Source organism: Pseudomonas sp. SBB6 (assembly GCF_024213215.1).
GTDB lineage: Bacteria > Pseudomonadota > Gammaproteobacteria > Pseudomonadales > Pseudomonadaceae > Aquipseudomonas > Aquipseudomonas donghuensis.
In genome coordinates, this window is the sequence record NZ_JANAVH010000002.1 from 194,647 (window position 1) to 218,035 (window position 23,389).

17 protein-coding genes and 1 pseudogene are annotated in these 23,389 nt (G+C 54.4%); 13 read left to right on the forward strand and 5 right to left on the reverse strand.

Annotation, left to right across the window (positions count from 1 at the left end):
• Nucleotides 1–71: 71 nt before the first annotated feature.
• The 4 genes from NLX68_RS04180 to NLX68_RS04195 all read left to right on the forward strand — a co-directional run bounded on the left by NLX68_RS04180 (nt 72) and on the right by NLX68_RS04195 (nt 4,824).
• A complete protein-coding gene (locus tag NLX68_RS04180) occupies nt 72–974 on the forward strand; it encodes an HNH endonuclease (protein WP_254282834.1) in 903 nt (300 codons plus the stop codon).
• Between the two features lie 98 nt (nt 975–1,072).
• The gene (locus NLX68_RS04185) at nt 1,073–2,065 is read left to right on the forward strand and encodes a restriction endonuclease (RefSeq protein ID WP_254282836.1); all 993 of its coding nucleotides are present in this window, start codon (nt 1,073–1,075) and stop codon (nt 2,063–2,065) included.
• A gap of 267 nt (nt 2,066–2,332) precedes the next feature.
• Nucleotides 2,333–3,589: an integrase domain-containing protein gene (locus NLX68_RS04190; RefSeq protein WP_254282838.1), complete on the forward strand. Its 1,257-nt coding sequence runs from the start codon at nt 2,333–2,335 to the stop codon at nt 3,587–3,589.
• Between the two features lie 584 nt (nt 3,590–4,173).
• On the forward strand, nt 4,174–4,824 hold the full coding sequence (locus NLX68_RS04195; protein ID WP_254282840.1) for a hypothetical protein: 651 nt from the start codon (nt 4,174–4,176) through the stop codon (nt 4,822–4,824).
• Between the two features lie 253 nt (nt 4,825–5,077).
• Here NLX68_RS04195 and NLX68_RS04200 read toward each other — a convergent pair.
• Nucleotides 5,078–5,266, reverse strand: a pseudogene (locus NLX68_RS04200) (hypothetical protein); the annotation flags it as partial.
• A gap of 11 nt (nt 5,267–5,277) precedes the next feature.
• Nucleotides 5,278–5,871 (reverse strand): GNAT family N-acetyltransferase, encoded by a 594-nt coding sequence (locus NLX68_RS04205; RefSeq protein ID WP_254282842.1) that lies wholly within the window; start codon nt 5,869–5,871, stop codon nt 5,278–5,280.
• Between the two features lie 643 nt (nt 5,872–6,514).
• Here NLX68_RS04205 and NLX68_RS04210 point away from each other — a divergent pair.
• The 6 genes from NLX68_RS04210 (at nt 6,515) to NLX68_RS04235 (ending at nt 13,343) form a co-directional block, all read left to right on the forward strand.
• Nucleotides 6,515–8,041, forward strand: coding sequence for an AAA family ATPase (locus tag NLX68_RS04210; RefSeq protein ID WP_254282844.1), 1,527 nt, complete (start codon nt 6,515–6,517; stop codon nt 8,039–8,041).
• The gene (locus NLX68_RS04215) at nt 8,034–8,909 is read left to right on the forward strand and encodes an HNH endonuclease (protein ID WP_254282846.1); all 876 of its coding nucleotides are present in this window, start codon (nt 8,034–8,036) and stop codon (nt 8,907–8,909) included. Before NLX68_RS04210 ends, NLX68_RS04215 begins: the two co-directional genes overlap by 8 nt.
• A gap of 1,457 nt (nt 8,910–10,366) precedes the next feature.
• Nucleotides 10,367–11,767: a YfjI family protein gene (locus NLX68_RS04220; protein ID WP_254283312.1), complete on the forward strand. Its 1,401-nt coding sequence runs from the start codon at nt 10,367–10,369 to the stop codon at nt 11,765–11,767.
• Nucleotides 11,751–12,110, forward strand: a complete 360-nt coding sequence (locus tag NLX68_RS04225; protein ID WP_131699379.1) for a hypothetical protein — start codon at nt 11,751–11,753, stop codon at nt 12,108–12,110. The genes NLX68_RS04220 and NLX68_RS04225 overlap by 17 nt, the downstream gene beginning before the upstream one ends.
• Nucleotides 12,088–13,068 carry an integrase domain-containing protein gene (locus NLX68_RS04230; protein WP_254283313.1) on the forward strand — a complete coding sequence of 327 codons (981 nt, stop codon included), beginning with the start codon at nt 12,088–12,090 and terminating at the stop codon, nt 13,066–13,068. The genes NLX68_RS04225 and NLX68_RS04230 overlap by 23 nt, the downstream gene beginning before the upstream one ends.
• Entirely contained in the window at nt 13,065–13,343 is a 279-nt protein-coding gene (locus tag NLX68_RS04235) for a hypothetical protein (RefSeq protein ID WP_254282848.1), read from the forward strand. Before NLX68_RS04230 ends, NLX68_RS04235 begins: the two co-directional genes overlap by 4 nt.
• Nucleotides 13,344–13,366: 23 nt before the next feature.
• Here the strand turns inward: NLX68_RS04235 and NLX68_RS04240 are convergent, their stop codons facing one another.
• The 3 genes from NLX68_RS04240 to NLX68_RS04250 form a co-directional block, all read right to left on the reverse strand.
• On the reverse strand, nt 13,367–14,308 hold the full coding sequence (locus NLX68_RS04240; protein WP_254282850.1) for an Abi family protein: 942 nt from the start codon (nt 14,306–14,308) through the stop codon (nt 13,367–13,369).
• A 124-nt stretch (nt 14,309–14,432) separates the two neighbouring features.
• The gene (locus tag NLX68_RS04245) at nt 14,433–15,905 is read right to left on the reverse strand and encodes a class I SAM-dependent DNA methyltransferase (RefSeq protein WP_254282852.1); all 1,473 of its coding nucleotides are present in this window, start codon (nt 15,903–15,905) and stop codon (nt 14,433–14,435) included.
• Nucleotides 15,898–16,587 (reverse strand): hypothetical protein, encoded by a 690-nt coding sequence (locus NLX68_RS04250; RefSeq protein WP_254282854.1) that lies wholly within the window; start codon nt 16,585–16,587, stop codon nt 15,898–15,900. Before NLX68_RS04250 ends, NLX68_RS04245 begins: the two co-directional genes overlap by 8 nt.
• Before the next feature lie 294 nt (nt 16,588–16,881).
• On the opposite strand from NLX68_RS04250, the gene hsdR reads away from it, so the two are divergent.
• The 3 genes from hsdR to NLX68_RS04265 all read left to right on the forward strand — a co-directional run bounded on the left by hsdR (nt 16,882) and on the right by NLX68_RS04265 (nt 23,148).
• Nucleotides 16,882–19,248 carry an EcoAI/FtnUII family type I restriction enzme subunit R gene (gene hsdR / locus NLX68_RS04255; protein WP_254282856.1) on the forward strand — a complete coding sequence of 789 codons (2,367 nt, stop codon included), beginning with the start codon at nt 16,882–16,884 and terminating at the stop codon, nt 19,246–19,248.
• Nucleotides 19,249–19,336: 88 nt separating this feature from the next.
• Nucleotides 19,337–20,806: a class I SAM-dependent DNA methyltransferase gene (locus NLX68_RS04260; RefSeq protein ID WP_254282859.1), complete on the forward strand. Its 1,470-nt coding sequence runs from the start codon at nt 19,337–19,339 to the stop codon at nt 20,804–20,806.
• A complete protein-coding gene (locus tag NLX68_RS04265) occupies nt 20,803–23,148 on the forward strand; it encodes a restriction endonuclease subunit S (RefSeq protein WP_254282860.1) in 2,346 nt (781 codons plus the stop codon). The genes NLX68_RS04260 and NLX68_RS04265 overlap by 4 nt, the downstream gene beginning before the upstream one ends.
• Nucleotides 23,149–23,389 lie beyond the last annotated feature (241 nt).

Here is a 23,389-nt window from a genome sequence, read left to right on the forward strand (position 1 = left end):
ACCAATCCTTCATTTTCGTAGGATCTCGCGGTATGGTTGCTGGCGATATGCCAGACCTGTAAGGACGCGAGATGCAATTTTTCTGGGTGAACCTAGGTACAACGCACAAGGAGGCCAGGGCCGGCAATTTTCTCTGGGCACCGCTGAGTTCGCGTACACAATCCGGCAAAGTACAAACTCGTCGCCACTGGGACAACGTCGGTAAAGTCAAAGCCGGAGACTTGATCTTCTGTTACCACGACAACTACCTACGTGCGATTGCTAAAGCCGAAGGCGATGCCTATCAAGCCGAACGCCCTCCAACTCGCTCATTCAACGAGTGGAGCAACCAAGGGCACCGAGTCGATATCACCCTCACCGACCTCAAGCACCTCTTACGCAGCGACGACATTGCACCCACCTACCAGGCGCAATTCGATGCCCGCACAGAGCCATCGTTGTTCAACAACAAAGGCAGTGTGAATCAGATCTACATGGCGCAGTTGCCTGCCGATGCTGCGCTGTATTTGTTGGAGCAAGCCGAGGTTGTTGCTGACTACGAAGACCAGCTCGTTGATGCCGGATCGCCAGGAAAAAGCCCTTCCGTTACGACTCGAGAAGCGCTCGTAAAGGCTCGTGTTGGCCAAGGCGCGTTTCGAACAGAGCTGCTCAAACGCTGGGAGAAAAAGTGTGCGTTGACCGGGCTAAAAAATCCCAACCTCCTAGTCGCCTCGCACATTCAAGCTTGGGCCTTAGCCGACAACAAAGCCCGACTGGATACAGACAACGGATTGCTGCTGGCCACCCACATTGATCGACTCTTCGATTGTGGATTGATTTCTTTTGGTGAGGATGGGCAACTGCTGATCAGCGACGAGTTGGCAGTGGAGGAACACAAAATTCTAGGGCTGGACCAGTACACATCGATTCCCACCTTGAGTGAGGGCAATCGCCACTACCTTGAGAAGCACCGCAAGCGATTTAGTTTTGCGTAGGGGGCGTTTTCCAAATCGAGTAAACTCCGCACTATAGACTTTTTGACCTGCACGGCCCCAGTGGCCCGACATCAAAATCAACTGACAAGGCAAATGATATGACACGGATGTGGATGGTTCGCGGCGAAGGGGGAAGCTTGTACGACGCTTTTCGCGAAAGAGAAGTAGCGGCCATCGGATGGGTCCAGTTAGCGCCACATGCCAAACCAGGCGTCGGACGCAAACAGTTGATGTCCTTGTATCAGTCAATCGAACCTCAGATGAAGCAAGGCACCATCGTCTCAGGTGCATCTCAGGTTTGGCGTTTCGTGAACGAAATCCAGAGTGGAGATTGGGTCATCACCTACTCTCCTGCAAACCGGCTCTACCAGGTGGGCACATTCACCGGCGCGGCAGAACACCACCCAGAGTGGGCAGAACAAGGCATGGCGCTGGCTCGAAAAGTACACTGGCAACCGCTAGAACTGTCACGCGAGAAACTGGGTGTAACCACCAAAAACAGCCTGGGTTCTACCCTGACCGTTTTCGAAGTGCCAGCCCGAGCTGCAGCAGAAGTCTTGGCTGCGTTAAAAGGTGGCCCAGCCCCAGAGCCCGATGACGTCACCGATGAAGCCATTGCCGACCCACTCGCTGACATCGAATCTCAAGCAGTCGAGCGCATCAAAGACCGGGTGAGCGAGATTGATTGGGACGAAATGCAGCATCTGGTTGCGGGGATTCTACGTGCGATGGGCTACAAAACTCAGGTTTCACCACCGGGGTCAGACCGTGGGAAAGACATCGTTGCTTCCCCAGACGGATTTGGCTTTGAGAACCCTCGCATAGTTGTCGAGGTGAAACACCGCAAGGGACAGATGGGTAGCCAGGATATTCGTAGTTTCCTCGGTGGCCGGCATAAAGACGATCGTGGCTTGTACGTCAGTACGGGCGGTTTCAGTAAGGACGCACTTTACGAAGCGGATCGCGCCTCTATTCCGTTATCGCTGTGGACGCTGGACCATGTAGTTAGAGCGTTGATTGAGCATTACGATGCCACGGATGCTGAGACTAAGAGGATTGTCCCCCTGAAGAGACTCTATTGGCCTGCTTAGCTCTGTGCGAGAAGTGGTTTGCTTGGGCTCTCGTAGAGTAATTAGCTGAAGACGGGGGTTCAAATCCCCCCGGCTCCACCACTTCATCATCTAAAGACGTCCACGGACGTCTTTTTTTGTGCCTGAAATCCAGTGAAATCAAGGTTTTAAGCGCTATTGGGGGCCAACGAAGTTTTTGGAGTTCCAGACAGTTTGGTATCCCAGGTGGTATCCCGGGCTACCCGGTGCTATTTTTAGGATACCAAAACGGTGCCCGAGGTAGTTCCCATGCCTACTCAAGCAATCCGTCTCTCCGATCGCCAGCTCAAGGCGGTCAAAGCAACTGGTAAAGACTTCGTCCTTAGCGACGGCGACGGCCTACAGCTTCGAGTACGCGCCAGCGGCTCGATGATGTGGAATTTCAATTACCGCGAACCGTTGACCAGAAGCCGTATCAATATGGCACTCGGTCCATACCCCGACCTCTCGTTAGCCAACGCCCGGAAGAAAGCCGCAGAAGCGCGTGAGTTGCTCGCTCTGGGCATTGATCCCAAAGCTCAACGCGATGAGGTAAGGCAAGCCAAACTCGCTGAGACCGAGCACACCTTCGAGAAGGTGGCCACCGCTTGGTTCGAGCTAAAGAAGGACTCCGTGACGCCAGCATATGCCGAAGATATATGGCGCTCGCTAACGCTGCATGTTTTTCCCGACTTGAAAACAACGCCCCTCTCGCAGATCAGCGCCCCGATGGTCATCAAGCTCCTTCGTCCCATCGAAGCCAAAGGCAGTCTCGAGACAGTGAAGCGACTGAGCCAACGGCTCAACGAGATCATGACCTACGGGGTAAACTCCGGGCTGATTTTCTCTAACCCCCTCAGTGGTATTCGAGCGGTATTCAAGAAGCCCAAGAAAGAGAATATGGCCGCGCTACGACCCGATGAGCTTTCCGAGCTCATGATCGAAATCGCGAACGCCAGCATCAAGCGGATCACCCGCTGCCTGATCGAATGGCAACTGCACACCATGACCCGTCCTGCCGAAGCGGCTACCACCCGATGGGCAGATATCGACTTCGACAAACGCATCTGGACCATCCCGCCGGAGCGCATGAAAAAGCGGCGTCCGCATACCATCCCGCTGACCGAACAGGCACTCGCGTTACTGGAGGCGCTCAAGTCCCTCAGCGGCCATAGGGAATACGTGTTCCCGGCAGATAGAAATCCGCGCACCCACGCCAACAGCCAGACCGCCAACATGGCGTTGAAACGCATGGGCTTCCAGGACCGCTTGGTCAGCCACGGCATGCGCTCCATGGCCAGCACTATCCTGAACGAGCATGGGTGGGATCCGGAGCTCATCGAAGTCGCGCTGGCGCATGTCGACAAGGACGAAGTCCGAAGCGCTTACAACCGAGCTGACTACATCGAGCGCCGGCGTCCGATGATGGCTTGGTGGAGTGAGCACATCCAGAAAGCGGCCACTGGCAACCTGTCGGCATCTGCGATCAATCAAACCAGGGACCACAATGTCGTGCCGATACGGTGAGCGCTCACCGGACGCCGCCGGTAACCGAGAATGACTCCCTAGATGGAGTGATGGTTGATTTGGCGACAGCGGCGACACCGGCGACAACCCGCGCAATACCTGCGCCTGCAGCATGGCGACAGAAGTGGCGACTGTCGCCGTTGCAAGCCTCACTCTTGGGGCTTTCTCGGCCAAGCCCACGCGAGCGGGAAGGCTCCGCATTCCCACTCGCATGGGCTCTGCGTAATTACATTTCATTTGACCACCTAAATGCATTGCCACTGACCAGTCATTCGCATTCGCGCTGACCAACCGTTTGCAGTTGATGGATGTCAGCGGATGCCACTCAGCTGTGACGGTCCAGATTATCGGTCGCGCAGGTGGTGCAGAAGTAGCGCTTATCGAAAGCAGTCATGATCGGCATGACGAATCGCTTACGTGGGGCCATAAAAGCATCCTGTCTAAAAGTGGTGATAACGAATTCTATCGTTAGTTTTAAGAGGTTTACCAATTCGATTCAGAATCAGGTTTTATTTTAGAGCTCTTGTTGATTCATATAATGAATCACTATATGGTGCATCTACTTAACCAAAGGAGATTCACCAATGACAAGCATCCTCTCTCTGATCGAAAACTCCAAAAAAGCCAAAAAAGAGTCGATCGCTTCCACCGTCAGAATGCCCGAGTCGCTGCATACCTTCATCGAAACGCTGGCCAATGATTTAGAGCTGTCGAAGCAAGAGATCATGCTCAAATTGCTTGAACAGGGTGCCGAGGCTGCCCAAACGGCTTTAGACGAGGTAGAAAAGGCCGAGTTAGCTCAGTTAGCTCTGGCGGAGCAAGCCGAGCCACAACCAGCCGCCGGCTTCCACATTTTGAACACCAACAAGGCCCATACCGATGATGACCATGAATGGATGTTGGCTCACAGAGCAGCTGCGGCGTTCTACTCGCCCTGGAAGCTGAACATCAACCGTATCAAGAAGGATGAGGTGGTGTTTCTGTACGAGAACGGCAAAGGCATCGTGGCCTTTGGTCGAGGGACCGGTGAGGTGCAAATGCGCGAGCATGAGGGTGAAAAGGACGAGTGCCATTACCAGACACTGGAGGGGTTCACGATTCTTGAGCAACCTCTTTCCGCTGCCGCGATCAAGAAAGCGCTGGATCGTAATGTGGTGTTCCTGAAGACCATGTCGGGCATGCCGGACGGGCAAAAGGTGCTTGATCTGATTGAGTCGAAAAAAGCGAAGTCTTGAAAAAAGTAACGTACCGCGACTAACTGCCTTTACGCTCACTGCTCCAAAAATGGCCCGCTCTTGCGGGCTTTTTTGCGTCCGCCAGGCGACGCACCAGGGGGCAAACCCGTCCAGGAAGGGTGTTTTTTGGGGGCCACAATGGGGTTTATCCAATGACGAGGTAAATGCTATGAAAATTGTGGTTCGTGAAGAAGGAAAGACGACCATGAAATCGCCTTGAGTCACTGGCCCTTAACCGAGATCCATCAACCCCAAGCCGAGCCAGATCCTGTTTGATATGGCTAGCATTTTCACCAATGGTATCCAGTGCGCCGCGAACATTTACTCCAACTTCTGCTGGACCTCATCGCGCCACCCAAAACGTCAGCTCCATCACGGCTGCCTCTAGGGCTAGTTGCTTGTGGTGAACCCTATCCAGCATCCAGCATCCAGCATCCAGCATCCGGCTACGTCTCAGATGTTAAGAAGCTGTTTGATGTCATCATCGTTCAACATGAATACCGGAGACGAGCCTTCAATCCCAGGGCTCCCCATGATGGCGAGGGCAACGTACATATCCCTCGTGAGGGCAAAGCCTTGTTGAGCGGAGGGGGGAGTAAAGTCACCTTTGAACTCTAAGCCCGCACGTTCATAGAAGGGGATCAAATCGTGATTGCAAAGCAGGCAAGTGCCTTGCGAATAGTCCAATACGCCATTCAGCAACTGAGTGCCAATGCCATGTCCCCTATAGGGCTCGAACACGAAGATTTTGTGGCAGTAACGTGAGATGGAGGGATCTGGGTGTACAAAGAATATGGCATAACCGTACAGCCGACCGTTTTCATGACTCACTGCAACCTTAAGGTGACCTGCGCGGTAGCACTCTTCAAGGATCCCAACAACGTGTCGAATGGCTTTCATTGTTTCGGCTTTTGAGAAGACCATGAAATGCATGGCGAGCCCAGGTTGAGCCAACAAATCAGCCAAAATACCCTTGGCATCATTCTCAAAGATCGTCGGCAGAAAAGTATCAACGATGTCCTGTGGAGTTTCTTGCAGCTGAGTCATACCGATTTCCTTGTCAGTTTTCACGTGTGCGAAATTCACATTCAGGTGCTGTCAAAGCCCACACGAGGCGGGCTATAGATTTTCCTGGAGAGCCTACTGGCCCCAGGAATGTTCCCAATCAGATACAGACCCTTTGGGCAGCCACCTCGATAAGTGTTGGAACAGTATACGGGGGCTTGGGTAAGCCTCGCGATTGCCAATATGCACTGTCTAGATAGACCGCTTTTGGCCGCTCTCTGCCCGATGGCTCAGGCGGGAGTAGGCCTACAGCAGACGGTCATCCTCAATCGGCCCCGGACTAAAGCTGATGTTCGGTTCTCCCTGGAAAATCCGGGGCGATTCAGTAATCATGCTTGATGGGCGCCGCTGGAGCGAGCAATCCTGGGCAAGTAGAGCTCGCGCCGTTCCGGTGGGAGGAAGAGTTTTTGCATGATACGCACGGATGTTGCTGTAGCTCATAAAGAAACCGTCAAAGTTTCTCTAACCAGTGCTCCGAGTCATCGTTGTTCACTGCGTCTCTGCCGAGTGAGTAGCTGAAGTCATGGCGTAGGCGGAGAGTTTGTTGGTGGGCTTAGGTTTGCGGCGCAACTGTTGATTTTTTGAAAATACAACTGTATTGACTGGACATGGAAGATAATACGGCATGTTGCGATCCTTTAAAATAACCACTAGCAATTTAGATGCTCAAGTAAATCTTTACGAAGGTGAAGACTCAACGTACGACACTTGGATTTCTGTTCTGATTGGTCAGAACGGGAGCAGGAAAAGCTTCATATTGAGGCAAATCCTCGATGCGGCGACAGGTGAGACAAATAAAATTGGGGCGAAAGCAGCAAACTTTGAAAGCCAAGGCACCAACTGGGATGACGGATTTTTTCCTGACTCTATAACGTGTATATCGGGAACGCCGCTCGATCGATTTCCACGGATGCGGAATTACTCATTAGGCATATCTATTTCAAAAGCGAAGCAAGGGCTTCGTAATGAGTTTTTATATCTAGGGCCAAGGGCCTCAAACGGCATGACGGGAACTGCCCCCAGCGAAAGGGCGTTGATGACCGCCTTGTTTTTAAACGCTGACAAGCTGGCTGGGCGAGCTCACCTATTTAACGCCATTTTCAGTGAGGTTGGCTTTAGGCCTAAAATAAGAATCTTGTTGCGTTTGGAAAGAGAGCTGTCAATGCATGGACGAAGATACAATGCAAAGGAGCCAGCCCTCACTCCTAGCCTTCCTGAACGGGCAATGGAGCGCATTTTCAAATACTCACTTCGCCCATTTTTAGATTCTGGTCATGTTCACAATCTCGGGGGTAGACTAGAGGCAGCACTCGGGAGAATTTTGAATCTTGATTATTATGGCTTTTTTGAGCTGGTTAAAATTTTTCATTCTGATGAGCCTCCTGTATTTGTCTTTAGGGATGGTAGACTCGAGCTGGAAAGTCCATCTTTGGATGGGCATGGAATCGGAGGTGATGAACTTGAGGTCTATATACGGGCGGGTGTTATTTTAGTTGGCAATACCACATTTTATAAAGTTCAAGGTGATGTTGTCCATGACGCTGCAAGTGCTGCGAGTGATGTAGAACTTAACGGAGAGGATCTAAGCTCGGGGCAATGGAGCTGGCTTGCGGGTTTTGCTGGCCTATGTGCAGGAATAACACAAGAAAGCCTAATTCTCGTCGATGAACCTGAGAACAGCCTGCATCCGATCTGGCAGCAGACCTATGTACCAACACTGAATAAGATCCTTCGGGAATTTAAAGGCTCTCAGGCAGTCATCGTTACACACTCCCCTCTGATCGCATCAGGGGTGGACCCTGAGTGGGGCCGAGTAGAAGCGTTGGTGAATCACGGCGTTGATGAGGGCGGGCGCCAGGTCGTCAGGTCAAAAACCGTCAACAATACGTTCGGCTGGCGAGCTTCTGACGTTTACGAAGAAGTATTCCAAGTGCCCTCTTCTCGAGCTCCAGCTTTTACGAAAACCGCTGATATTGCATTAGGGCTACTCAGGAGTGGTGAACCAGTCAGTCCATACGAGTACAGATTTTTTAAATACGAATTATCTCGGGACTTGAAGACATTGCCGCTCACCGACCCATTGAGAAATGTGCTAGCCAGTATCATCAAAGATCTTGAAGCCAGGTTGGCTCAGGAGAACATTGATGTTTGAAATCATCGATTTTTCGGATGATGACGATGCGCTGCTTGAAGCAGTCCGTGGCCACAAAGGAAAAGCGTGGTCTGCGAATGCTGACATCATACGATATCGCAAAAGATTGCTTGAGTTGCAGAATTATCGATGCGCTTACTGTCAGGGTGCAATCGCTCTTGACGAGGTTGGTCATCGTGAGTTAGATCATATTTTCCCTAAGTCTACCACTAAAGACTGCGGTGTGGATAAGGGGCGGAGCAATGATGATAATCATCGTCAGCACACATTTGGGTATCCACAGTTCACATTTGAGCCGCTTAATCTAATTGTGACCTGCAAGATATGTAATGCATTTAAAAAGAGCCATGATCCATTACTTGATCGTTCGATGGCTTATGAGAGCGACGACTACCCTGTTCTCGGCTCCATCCTGTGGTATTATCCCTATTCGCATCGTTACAGTGATCATATTGGTCGCACGGAAAATTGGACATATACGCGATTGAGTGCCCAGGGGGAGGCGGTGATAAGGGTTTGTAAGCTGGATAAGGCTGAAGTCCTTGCATCTCGTTTTTCTATCCGTGCATTAATACAAGCTAAACGATCGGAAAATGTAAGGACTGCTTTTACAAGCTTGGCAGGCCACGTTGATGATAAAGTGTGCAGCTTGGAGCAAGCGGTTGATGCTCTGGCAGGAACTCTTGGTATCAGCGAAGAGATTTGCGAGCAATTGATTGAGTTGTGGCTTTGCTATTTGCGCGGAGGTGGTGTTCGGCATGTAGAAAAGTTTGAATCTATTTTGGCCGCGATTGTTTTTGATGAATCTCTCGACGTTGAAAATGCAGCAGAGCCATTGGCGCGTGAAGTTGAAGCGCAACCAGCTTAGTGGGGATTCGAGCTGAAGCAATGGGATGGGGTGGACTATGTGAGCACTGTCGAGCGCTGCTCTCTGAAAAATCCCACCTTCCTCTTCAGGGGCGCTCTTTGCAGAGCTTCCCTTTAACGTTAGCTCTCCGCGACGGATACCAGTCTCCAGCAGCAATTCGATCATAAACCAGTTGCGCAACTGCAATCGCTCCGGGAACGGATTCTCGGCAGCGCCTGGGCGAATCTTCGACAAACTCAAGTATCGGGAACGCAATGTCATCGAGCGGCTGTTTGGCTGACTGAAGGAGCATCGCCGCCTGGCGACCCGTTACTGCAAGCTCGCAACAAGTTATGCGACAAACTTGGTGATCCACCACGAAATAGCACCTGGGCAAATTGTGGCGCGGTAACAGCGTCAGATTTCGTTCAGGCAACTTGAATCACTGTGACGGTCGGCATAGTCATGGATCTTGCTCAGTTCTGCCGATCGTCCGATTTGGGTCGCGAAAAGCCAGTCGTGAGTGGCTGCTATTGGCCGTTCTCCGCCGGTTGTCACTATGGCGTTTGCTGGTCAAGTCGAATGCAAACGGTTGATCAGCACGAATGCAATTGACTGGTCAGTGATGATGCAAATGGGCGGTCATGTCCATGCAATTACGCAGGCTCACATTAAAAACCGACAAACGACCACCCGGCTATGGAAAACCACTGGACTCCAAGGTCTTCTAGCACTACCGATTGGCGCAAGAGTCGCCTCCAAAATATGGTTGACCGTGAGTAGAACGAGCGCTAAACCAGAACCGTACCAGCGCTGTCCTCGACAGCACCCAGGTAGCCAGAACCTTTGAGGCTACGCCACATCGTGGTGGTTCACCCCAAGTGCGATTAGCGTCCGGCGGCTCGCACAGTCACAGCGATGTGATGGATGCCACTTCTTCCAGAATGCCCACTGCGGCAACTCATGCCCCCTCCTGGCTGCTCTGCAGCAACTTATCCGCTTGGCTATTTCTTGCGCCAACCTTTTGCCCGTCTCTTTGCCCTCTAAAGAGACGGGCGCATATCACACTGCTGCAGCCCTGCTCGCACGGGCCTTTGCGGCTTTCCCCCTCGTGACAATCGGCGTGACAAACACCGAATGCTCACTCGCCACAGCGATGCCGATGATGGTGCCGCAGCCCATGAAATGGACTGCACCTGACTGACAGTCAGGCATGCCCCAGTCATCGCATCACTGCCTTCACCCGACTCAGGATCTCGCGACACCGGCCTCGTCAGCCAGTGCAGCCTCCACCCGCCCACCGCTATTGGTGTTCAGGAGGCCAGATCATGAGATGCCCAAGCTCCCGGCCGTAAGGAGCCGCCAGTCCCGCGTTAGTGGACAAACCTCACAGGTCGCAGGGGCCTTGATCCCTGATAACACTCAACAACCGTGGCGGGATGAGTGAGGACGAAGTCGATAATCTCAGGAGAATTTCGATGCAACTGTGCGAAGCGTTCGAACCCCCACAACCATTGCTGGAGTACCAGCAGGCGCCACTGCCCTACCCGGTCGAAGCACTCGGGGATCTGTTGGGCCCTGCGGTCGAGCGACTGGCCGAGGTGATCGGCGTGCCCTGCGCCATGGCTGCACAGTCGGTGCTGGCTACCACTGCCTTGGTGAGTCAGGGCCACGCCAATGCCCAACTCGACGGTCGAACCTATCCGCTGTCCCTCTACCTACTGACGGTGGCGTCCTCGGGGGATCGCAAAAGCGCGGTGGATCACCTGGCATTAAGGGCCGCGCGCGACTGGGAGCGGCAAAAGTGGACCCTGTATGCGGAAAAGCTCAAAGCCTATCGCGCCGCTACCAGCATCATGGCCAAACCCAAAACCTCAAAGAAGCACGCGGAGGCGGAAGGCGGTGAACTATCCGAGCCGGTACCGCCGAGACTGATCATTGCCGAGCCCACCATTGAGGCCCTAGTCAAAAGTCTGTGCCATGGCTTGCCCAGCATGGGCTTGTTCAATGATGAAGGTGGCCAGTTCTTGGGCAGCAGCACCATGAGCAAAGAGAATCTGCTTAAGGCGATCACCACCTTGTCGACACTGTGGGATGGTAGCCCGATCGACCGGGCGCGTTCCATGGCCGGAGAAAGCCTGCGCGCCTATGACCGGCGCCTCAGTCTGCATCTGATGCTGCAACCCTACCTCGCCAACCAACTGTTCAAAAACCCGGTGATCAATGGCCAAGGCATCCTCGGCCGTTGCCTGATCAGTTGGCCCGAGCGCCTGGCTGGCCAGCGACTCTACAAGGCAATCGACCTGACCCGAGATGGCAAAGTCCAGAGCTACCAACAGCGGATCACCGCCCTGCTGCAAAAGCCCTGGTCGCTTCACAAGGATGGCTCACTCAATCCCGCCACGCTCGAGCTGACTGCCCGTGCCCGTCGTGCCTGGATTGATATTCACGACACCATCGAGTGCCAGTCTGGCGAGTTCGGCGAGCTAGCCGGCGTCCAGCCTTTCGCGGGCAAAGCCCCGGCGAATGTGCTGCGCATCGCAGGCGTGCTGGCCATGGTTGAAGAGGCCAGTCAGTTGGATGAAGCACACATCCAGCGCGCCTCCACGCTGATGGATTACTACCTGGCCGAGATCCAGCGCCTGACCGAACAGGAGCCAGTCAATAGCCGACGCGAAGAGGCGGATCGGCTGTTGCGCTGGCTGGTGCAGAAAGGCTGGACCCACTTCAGCATCCGAGACGTCAATCGCAACGGCCCTCGTTTTGCCCGCAAGAGCGCTGACCATACCGCCTCTTTACTGGTCGTACTGATCACTCATCGCTGGCTGAGCAGTCGCGATGGAAGAACCTTCGAGGTACGCCATGTTCCGCCTCAATGACGCGGTGCGCCGCTACCAAGCGCAACATCAACCGCAGCCAGAATCGCGGCGTGTCGCCACCTCTGTCGCCACCCTGTCGCCGCGCCCCGGGCCAGAAACGACTCGGGTTGTCGCCACTGTCGCCGCTGTCGCCATAACACCACTTGATCCTGCCTACCTCGTCCTGCTGATTGAGCAACTGCGTGAGGAAGGGGCACTGCTGCAACACCACGAGAACACCCTCCTGTTCCGCCCAACACACTGGCAGCAGGTAGACAGGCTCAGCCTCCACTGGAAAGCCTTACTGCTCTTTTTGCAAAAAAACGAAGACGGTGATGATGATGGCCTTGGTCGGTCGGCGTGATGGTCGCAACTTCGGCTACGGCCGCCAGCTGAGCTACGCCGGCCCGCAAGCGCTCAAGGACCTGTTTGCCGGTGGCCACTTCGCCACGGTCAAAGCGCATAGCGATCGCTGGCAAGCGTTCGTGCGTTGGTGTCGATCAGAGGACGGCCCCGGTTACAACGATGCGCGTCAGATCGATCGACGGACGCTGCAGGACTACGCCGCTTACCTGCGCCAGCAGATCCAGCACGGTGAACTCTGCATCGCGACCGCGCAGAACCGCCTTAGCAGCGTCAATCGCACCCTCGCTGCGCTGCGCGGTGATCAGAACGTGAGGGTCGCCAGTCCGAGCCAGGCGCTGGGACAGCAGCGCTCGAGCGTACGCACCCGCGCGCCGGATGGCCAAAACTACCAACAGGTGCGGCGAGTGCTTGAGGTACTGGGCGAACAGCAACACGAGCGGGTGGCCGCGATTGTCCTGTTGGCCCGAGCAACCGGCATGCGCCTGCGCGAAGCGATTCTGGCCGACCTGCCACGCTTGCACCGCGAAGCCGAACACTTAGGGCGTATCAACATCCAGGACGGCACCAAAGGTGGCCGCTCAGGGGCCTCAGCGCCGCGATGGGTCGTGGCCAATGCAGTGGTGAAGGCGGCATTGCAGTTGGCCTGTGATGCGTCGCCGACTGGCAGCCGCAACTTGCTGGCCCGAGACGAAAGCTACGCAGTGTTCCTGCAACAGACCGTGCTTCCCGCCCGCGAAGCGCTGCATGCACACGGGCTGAAGGGTTTCCATGAACTGCGCGCGGCCTACGCCTGCGAGCGTTACGAACAGCTCACGGGCCACGCCGCACCAGTCAATGGTGGTCACTGCTATCGCCTTGAACGCGACCTGGATCAACAGGCGCGGCAACAAATCAGCCTTGAGCTCGGGCATAACCGGATCGATGTGATGTCGGCCTACATTGGAGGTCGAGTGTGACCAAGCCCATCGATATGGCGCTGTTCCTGAGCGGCGTACTGACTGGTTCGAATGCCACCCAGCAACGCCACCTACGCCAAGCCCGAATCATGCAAGCGGCCATTCAACAGCGATGGCAGCGCGACAATCCCTGGACCTGGCAGCTCAAGCATGTGCGCTGGTTTCTCACTCAGCATCTGCAAGACCATTCCGACACCACCCGGTATTACTATCGACTCACCGTCGTCTTGATCTGGAAGCGAATGGGTAAGTCGGCTTTACGCACCACTAAGTGATGCGTATAGACTGAAAGCCTTGCTCAGTAAAACATGCCCCGCAACAGTCGACGCCTACTGATACCAAGCGCTTTGGGATGGCTATTCTGCTTGCGCTTTGAAGCTTTCTTGGCCTTGTAGACTGGCGTTCGAAGCATGGTCTTCTCATAGTTGACAGCTTTGCCACCGTTTTCCCTATATGAGAACAGCGCATCTCTAGTCAACAACCATTGTAGATGACGCCAATGGGGCGTCGCCTTAATGTACAAGCTAATCTGCGGGTCGATCCATCCTGCAAACCAAGCAATTTGATCGGCTAGCAAGCGCATGCTGGTAACGGTATGCCGAGGCCGACGGGGAACGAAGCCTCGACGCCCATAGGCATCGAATTCTGCTGTTTTCCACAGTGAATCGTGATGGCCAATCCGATTTCGGACATCACGCATCTGGTAAAGCAGGCTAGCTATTCGGTCAACAAGCGCCGGATCACCGAAGACGCCTTTATGCAGATCAGGAATATTGGGGAATGCAACGGCCAAAACGCGTGCTTGCATATCTTTAGGGTGAGACTTATGTTTCAACCCGTTAACGATTACCTCCCAGAAGCCAAAGGCGACTTTCGCGACAATATCGTCCACGGTTACCCTGCAGCCGTTTCCCTTGCTCTTTTTGACTTTTTCGACCGCGCCGAGCACATCGTCGTAGGTACGGGGATTCAGCTTGTGCCAGGAAGTTAGGCCACCTGGGCTAGAATGGTTGGGCCGCGTCTTGAGCATCCATTCGAAGCTGTCTGTCTTCCCGTAGAACTGCGACAGCCCTCGGTGCAACGCGTTACGCAAGCTCACCTCAAGGTCACCGAGAATCGGCAACAGCGCCGCACCTACCGCCTGGGTCCACGCATAACAACCATAAAGGTCGCTTTCGCTGGTGGTTTTAAAGAATTTTTCGAGGGTATTGAGCCGGGCAGCGGTCAGATGGACGAGCATAAGGCACCTTGTCAGCAGATCTATTTTCTACTATCTTGTTATTCGACACGCGGGTTTTCCGGCTTTCCGGTCGTGCCCGTGTACCCAGAGTAAGAACCCCGCCGAGCTGCGGGGTTTTTGCTTTTTATGGGTTGGGTACACCTCGGTAGTCATATCCGATCCGCGCGAGCAAACCTTCCAGCTTTTCTTCAAGGCTCGCCAGCTCACATTCGAGCTGCAGCCGCTCAGCCCGTAGCACACCTACATCAACCGGTTCCTCCATTTCGATGTGCTCGACATAGCGCGCAACCGAGAGGTTGTAATCGTGCTGCGCAATCTCAGCCTGTGACACCACTCGCGCAAGCTGAGGCACGTCGCTCCTCGCCTGGTAGGCGGCGTCAATGAAACTCAAGTCCCTCTCGCTCAAGCGATTGCGAATCTTTCCAGGCTCAAACGTGCGGCTAGCATCAATGAACAGCACGTCATCTGCTTTTCTGTCTTTACGCAGCAGCAAAATAGCCGTCGGGATCCCCGTGTGAGTGAAAAGCTTGGGAGGAAGTGCTATCACCGCATCAATCAACTTGTCGCGAACCAAGTGCATGCGAATCTGGCCTTCCACCCCACTGCGGAACAGTACGCCGAGCGACACCACCACTGCCATACGGCCATTGGGCTTCAGGCTTTTGAGCATGTGGCTAATGAATGCGAAGTCTGCCGAGCTGCGAGGCGGGATTCCGCGCAGATAACGTCCGAACGAATCATGGGCTGCATCTTCATGCCCCCACTCCCGCATTGAAAAGGGAGGCTGTGACACTACGATATCGAACGTCATCAGGTCACCAACCGGACTTAGCAGCGTAGGGCTTCGCAGGCTGTCACCCCATTCAAGGCAGTAGTTATCCTCGCCATGCAAAACCATATTCATCCGAGCAAATGCCAAAGCGTCTGCATTTACTTCCTGGCCATACAGACTTGCGCCCTGCCCTACATTGGAAAGGCGAGCCTGTTTGCCGCATTCGATCAAGGAACCGCCCACGCCGAGGCACGAGTCATAAACGGATTCACCCGCTGCAGGGCGCACCAGTCGGGTCAGCATTCGCGAGACGTCTGGGGGAGTCACGGCCTCCCCATCGCGCTTGCCACTAGCCTCATCTACAAAGGCCCACAGCGCATCACATACCTCCGCAGCGGCACCTGGCACCTCACGATGCCCCACAGCGAAATTCAGGACGGGAACGTCGAATGCTTCCAATAACCGGCTAAGCAAGATGTCTGCCCGCTCCGTCGCGCCGAGCTTGGCTGAACAGAAATCGACACTGTCGAACATGCCGTAGAGATCGTCGTTCGCCTGCTCGATCAAGCGCAGTGCGCTATTGATGCGCTCACCGTTATTAGGTCCAAAGCGGGCGCGCTTGAGCTCCTGGAAATGCGCCTGCCTTGGTACCCGATAGCTCAAGCGAACGCCGCAATCGGAGTCAGAGACGTCAGAGAGGTATTTCAGTACCAGCATGGGCAGGACAAAGTGTTTGCTTTCTTCGCAAGGACTGCCCCCTCGGAAGACGTCAAAGATTTTAGCGATAGCCATGCGAATCGTAGCGTCCCTGTTATGATCAGCCATGACTGCTGTCCTCTGCGTGCAGGAAAGTCGACGTCAGGTACGCCATCTCTTCTTTATCCAACTCATTCAAACGATGGCGTATGGCGCCAATCCGCTGGGTGGTGCGATCCAAATCGGCGATCAGCAGCTGCTTGGCAAAGTCTGGCAGCTCTACCTGCAAGCTAAGCAGCGCAATTTTAGTGAGCGCTTTGATGCTCGTCCCGGTCAACATTGAGCCCAGCTTTGCCTGAGTCGATTTTTTATTCAGGTACCATGCGAGATAGCGCGCATCCAGCCTGGCATCAGGTGTGATGATATTCAGCTGACCCAGCGGGAATACCGGCGCATTCGAACCTTCGTAGACCCACGATCTGTAATAGTCGCCCCTGGAAGGGATGACAACATCGCCAGGCTGTAAGCACTGGCCGAGCAGGCTTTCGTCAATGGAAATGCGCGGAAGCTCATCCCATTGAAGTGGTTTGGCCGATACCAAATCCCTGATGGCCAAAGCCCGCACGTTTCCGTCCGGCGACTCTTGAGGAGCCTGAGTCCTGAAGACCATGGCCGTGCGAATTTGGGCGTGATTGCTGAGCTCAATGGCTTCCACTGCAAATAACTCTACTTCATCAAGTTGAAGAGATAGTAGTTCTCCCTTGATCATGCCGCAAGTAGAATTATTTGCTGAGTAAAAAATCTTCTGCACAGACTTGCCGATTGCATGCACGACACTGGCGAAGTGAGTCTGACTTAGCCGCGGCAACTCCAGCGCTGTTATATGCACTGCATGAAGCGATGCTGAGCCAAGGCGTTATCCACACTGACGAACCAACGATGCAAACGCTTGCATCATGCATGAAGAAAACCCATAGAGTCTCAGCCGTTACCAGGCATACGCTAGCCTGATAGCCGAATCCTGAGAACCCCGCTGTTGATACTGGCAGCATGCCTCTAGCCCTTCTGATAAAGTCCGCTGGACGTCATAGGGACATAGCCAGTCATGGACAAGAAATCACTTTCCGAGCGGGACATCTGCAGCAAGTACATAGCCCCAGCCGTTCAACAAGCTGGATGGGACATGCACAAGCAGGTGCGCGAGGAAGTTAGCTTTACCAAAGGCCGCATTATCGTCCGGGGTAAACTTCACAGCCGTGGCGAAGCCCGCCGTGCAGATTTCATCCTCTACCACCAAGCCAACCTGCCTATCGCTGTAATCGAAGCGAAGGACAACAAACACTCCGTTGGCTCCGGCATGCAGCAAGCCCTGGGCTATGCAGAGGCGCTGGACGTACCGTTCGTGTTCTCCAGCAATGGCGATGGTTTCCTGTTTCACGACCGCAGTGGCACAGGCAGCCAGGTAGAAACCGAACTCACCCTTGATCAATTCCCCAGCCCTGCCGAACTTTGGCAGCGCTACTGCCAGTGGAAGGGGCTGGATAATACTTCCCAGCACAAGATCGAAGCGCCCTACTACGACGACGGCTCCGGACGTATGCCGCGTTATTACCAAATGAATGCTATCAACCGTACCGTCGAAGCCGTAGCGCGTGGCCAAGACCGTATCCTACTGGTGATGGCCACGGGTACCGGTAAGACCTACACCGCTTTCCAAATCATCTGGCGATTGTGGAAATCGAAACAGAAGAAACGCATCCTGTTTCTGGCCGACCGCAACATCTTGGTCGACCAGACCAAAAACAACGACTTCAAGCCCTTCGGCCAGGCGATGACCAAAATCGCCAAACGCCAGATCGATACCTCCTACGAAATCTACCTGTCGCTCTATCAGGCCGTCACTGGTACTGATGAAGAGATGAACATCTACAAGCAGTTCTCCCGCGACTTCTTCGACCTGATCGTGATCGACGAATGCCACCGTGGCAGCGCCTCCGAGGATTCCGCCTGGCGTGAAATCCTAGACTACTTCTCCAGCGCCACCCATGTCGGCCTTACCGCCACACCGAAGGAGACCAAAGAGGTATCCAGCATCACCTACTTCGGTGAGCCTATTTACAGCTACACCTTGAAGCAAGGCATCGAAGACGGCTTTCTCGCCCCCTACAAAGTGGTGCGCATCGACTTCGACAAAGACCTGCAAGGCTGGCGGCCACCCAAAGGCATGCTCGATAAAAATGGCGAGCTGATCGAAGACCGCATCTACAACCTCAAGGACATGGACCGCACCCTGGTTATCGAGGCGCGCACCCAACTGGTTGCGCAGAAGGTCACCGAACTCCTCAAGGCTACCGATCCGTTTCAGAAAACCATCGTCTTCTGCGACGACATCAACCACGCCGAGCGCATGCGCCAGGCACTAGTCAACCTAAACCCCGAGCGAGTGGCCGAGAATCGCAAATACGTCATGCGTATCACCGGCGATGATCAGGAAGGCAAGGCTGAGCTGGATAACTTCATCAACCCGGAAGAACGCTACCCGGTGATTGCCACCACCAGCAAGCTGATGACCACCGGCGTCGATGCTCAGACCTGCAAGCTGATCGTGCTCGACCAGCACATCAAATCGATGACCGAGTTCAAGCAAATCATCGGTCGTGGCACTCGCATCAACGAGGACTACGGCAAGTACTGGTTCACCATCATGGACTTCAAAAAGGCTACCGAGCTATTTGCGGACCCAGCCTTCGACGGCGACCCGGTGGTGATCTACGCCCCCGACAGTGATGACTCGCCCGTACCGCCGGACGATCCGCTTGCCGATGAAGACGGCATCAGCGCAGGCAACGATAACGAGAGCGATGACCTGGAATTTACCGGCGAAGATGAGGGCAAAAAACGCATAAAATACGTCATCGACAACGTCCCGATTTACGTCATCGCCGAGCGTGTGCAGTACTACGGCCCAGATGGCCGACTGATCACCGAATCGCTGCACGACTACACCCGCACCTGCGTGCAAAAGCAATTCGCCTCTCTGGATGACTTCCTTCGGCGTTGGAGTGATTCCGACCAAAAGAAAGTCATCATTGAGGAGATGGCAGTCCAGGGTGTGATGTGGGAAGCCTTGGCCGAAGAAGTGGAAAAGAAACAGGGCAAGCCGCTCGATCCGTTCGATCTTATTTGCCATGTCGCATTCGATCAGCCCGCCCTATCACGGCGCGAGCGAGCCGAGCAGGTGAAAAAACGCAACTATTTCGCCAAGTACTCTGGCGCAGCCCGCCAAGTACTGGAGGCCTTGCTGGATAAATACGCCGATACCGGCATCGAGCATATTGAGGACATCAAGATCCTGCAGCTCGACCCTTTCAGCCAGTTCGGTGCGCCCATCGAGCTGGTCAAAGCCTTTGGCGGCAAGGCTGGCTACAACAAGGCTATCCACGAACTGGAAGACGAACTTTACGCAAGCTAACGGCCAACAGCCGACGACCTGCCAAAGCAGCCGTCCACACTATCCTGTAGAATTTCGCCCCCCTTGCGGTACGCGTTGAGAGAACTTCATGTCCATTAGCTCCACCATCAAGTCCATCCAGGACATCATGCGCAAAGACGTTGGCGTAGACGGCGACGCCCAGCGTATCGGCCAGTTGGTTTGGCTGCTGTTCCTGAAAATCTTCGATGACCGCGAGCTGGAATGGGAGTTAATGGATGACAACTACCGTTCGCCCATTCCCGATAGTTGCCGCTGGCGTACCTGGGCTGCCGATCCGGAAGGTATGACCGGCGATGCGCTCAAAGACTTTCTCGACAACAACCTATTCCCCCAGTTGCAGAATCTGAATGAGTACAGCAACACGCCTTCGGCCTTTGTGGTACGTAGCGTGTTTGAAGACGCCTACAACTACATGAAGTCAGGCCAGTTGCTGCGCCAGGTGATCAACAAAATTCAGGAAGGTGTGGACTTCAACAAGGCTCAGGAACGCCACGAGTTCGGCAACCTCTACGAGCAACTGCTGCGCGACCTGCAGAACGCGGGCAACGCCGGCGAGTTCTACACCCCGCGCCCGGTCACCGAATTTATGGTACGCATGGTCGACCCCAAGCTGGACGAAAAGGTTATGGACCCGGCCTGCGGCACGGGTGGCTTCCTCACCTGCGCCATCGAACACAAGCGCAGCCGCTATGTAAAAACCGCCGAGGACGAACGCACCCTGCAGGCCAGCATCTTCGGCGTGGAGAAAAAGCCGCTGCCGCACCTGTTAGCCACCACCAATATGATCCTGCACGGCATTGAGGTGCCCAGTCAGATACGCCATGACAACACCCTGAGCAAACCGTTGATCAGTTGGGGCCCGAGCGAGCGTGTACATTGCATCGTCGCCAACCCACCGTTCGGAGGCATGGAAGAAGACGGCATTGAAACCAACTTCCCCGCCGCCTTTCGCACCCGTGAAACTGCCGACCTGTTTCTGGTTTTGATCATGCAGTTGCTCAAAGATGGTGGCCGCGCCGCCGTGGTGCTACCCGATGGCTTCCTGTTCGGCGAAGGCATCAAAAGCCGCATTAAGGAAAAGCTGCTCACTGAGTGCAACCTGCACACCATCGTTCGTCTGCCCAACGGCGTGTTTAATCCCTACACCGGAATCAAGACCAACCTGCTGTTCTTCACCAAAGGCACACCGACCAAACAGGTGTGGTTCTACGAACACCAGTACCCGACAGGCGTAAAGAACTACTCCAAGACCCGTCCCATGCGTATCGAAGAGTTCGCCGTCGAGGAAGCCTGGTGGGGCAGCGAGGCCGACGGCTTTGCCGCACGAGTGAAGAACGAATTCGCCTGGAAGGTCAGTGTCGAAGATCTGCAAGCGCGCAACTGGAACCTGGACTGCAAAAACCCGCATATCGGCGAACAGATCAGCCACGACCCGCTCGAGCTGCTACACAACTACGTTGCTCTGCAAGGCGAAATCAGCGACCTGCGCGATCAGCTCAAAGTGGTACTGGCCGAAGCGCTGGGGCGTCAGGCATGACCGCGTTGCTCACGGACAACCTCCCACTGCTTGCCGGCGCTCCGAATGGCATTAAGAAGCTGCGCGAGCTGATTCTGGAACTGGCAGTGCGCGGCAAGTTGGTGCCGCAAGATCCAAGTGATGAGCCGGCCAGTGAAATACTGAAGCGGATTGCGGCGGAGAAGGAGCAGTTGGTGGCTGAGGGGAAGCTCAAGAAGCAGAAGCCGCTGGCTGAGATTGCAAATGAGGAAAGGCCGTTTGAGCTACCGGCAGGATGGGAGTGGTCCCAGCTTGGGCGGATTTCTAGTGATGTTCAATATGGCTTCACTGCATCCGCTAATCACCAAGGCGGAGAGCCCTTACTTCTCAGGATCACTGACATCCAAAATGATGGAGTCAACTGGGATAACGTTCCTGGATGTGACATTTCCCCGAGCGAAATTACCGGTTATGAGCTGAAAGATGGCGATATCGTTATTGCTCGAACAGGAGGGACCATTGGAAAGTCGTATCTTGTTTCAGGGCTTATCCATTCAGCTGTGTTTGCCTCATATCTGATACGAATTGGCCGCCTTGACTCTATATACCCTGACTTCACGAAGGTGTTTTTGGGGTCTCAGTTTTATTGGAAGCAGCTTTATGCCAACTCAATGGGCACCGGGCAACCAAATGTAAACGGAACTGCGCTAAAAGGGCTGTTAATCCCGCTCGCCCCCATGGAGGAACAACACCGCATCGTCGCCAAAGTCGATGAATTAATGGCTCTGTGCGACTGCCTGGAAGCCCAGCAGGCCGACGCCGGAAACGCCCACGCCCAACTAGTGCAAGCGCTGCTCGGCAGTCTGACCCAAGCTAGCGACGCCGCCGGGTTCGCCACCAACTGGCAGCGCCTGGTGGAACACTTCCAAACCCTGTTCATAACCGAACACAGCATTGATGCCCTCAAGCAAACAATTCTGCAACTAGCCGTGATGGGCAAACTGGTTCCACAAGAGCCCTGCGATGAGCCGGCCAGCGAGTTACTGAAGCGGGTTTCAGAAGAGAAGGCGCGGCTGGTAGCGGAAGGCAAGCTCAAGAAACAGAGGCCGCCAGCGCAGATCACTGAGACTGAAAAATCGTTTGAGTTACCGGAAAACTGGGAGTGGGTCCGCTTAGAAGAAATTGCGCAAGTAGGAACGGGGGCAACCCCACTCAGAACAAATCCTAAGTATTTTGCGCCGGCAACGATTAACTGGGTGACGAGCGGCGAGACATCACAAGACTATATCCATGAGTCAGAGCAGAAGGTTTCGCCCCTTGCACTAACGGAGACAAACCTAACCGTTTACCCACCACATACGCTGATCATCGCCATGTACGGTCAAGGAAAAACACGAGGCCAGATTTCCGAGTTATTGATAGATGCTTGTACGAATCAAGCATGTGCCGCAATTCAACTCCTTGATCAAGACGAGTCGCACCGGCGGTTTGTGAAATATTTCTTCGTTAAGAGCTATGACGATATTCGTTTGCTCGCGGCTGGAGGCGCGCAGCCGAATCTGAACCTGGGGAAAATTAAAGACACTGTTCTACCTCTACCGCCAGTTATTGAACAGCACCGCATCGTCGCCAAAGTCGATCGACTGATGATCCTCTGCGACCAACTCAAAACCCGACTAACCCAGGCCCGGCAGCTCAACGAACAGTTGGCCAGCACTCTAGTCGAACGAGCCCTTACCGAAGATGGCCAGCAGGCTCCAATTGCCACAGATCGGCAAGTAGCTCGCACCCTACTCGCAGCAGAAATCACTCACCGGCTACATAGCCAACGTACCTTCGGCCAACGCAAGCTGCAGAAAGTGATTTACCTGGCCGAGCATGCAGTCAAGCTTGCCGCTATCCAGGGCGCTTACCTGCGCGATGCCGCGGGTCCCCACGATCGCCAGTTGATGAATCAGATCGAAGGTGAGTTGCAAAACCGACAGTGGTACGAGCGCATCGAGCGCGAGACTGTTGGCCATGCTTACCGCCCGCTTTCCCAAGCAGGGAAACATCGGCAGGCGTATAGCAGCGCCTGGTCGGCCGTTGAGCGCGTCACCATTGAGCAGGTGATCGAGCTAATGCGGGACTGGGATACGGATCGTTGCGAAATGACTGTGACGCTCTATGCCGCCTGGAACGACTTTATCCTCGAAGGCCGCCCGGTTTCCGATGAAGCCATCGTGGACGAAGTCATGCATAGCTGGAACGACACCAAGCTGCGCTTTGGCAAAACCGAATGGTTGGCGGTACTCGAAGAGATGAAGAAGCACAAAATCCTCATGCCCAGCGGCTTTGGCAAACGCACCTCAGGAGGCATGCTCAGCTTGCCCGGTTTCGAGTAAACAGAGATTGCTTTTGGCCGTCCTCGGAAAGATACGGATACGAAGCATATTGCTCAATCCAACTCCTCGCGGTATTCCAGTTGGTATTCCAAAGAAACTTACAAACTCACATTAGTCAATTAAATCAAATATCTAAGAATCCAATTCAAATTACCCCGGCACATTGATGCCCAAGCACCTCAGGCCTTTCATTAAGGTTAATCTCAAGAACGGGAGCACCAGCAGCCACAACTCGGAAGCC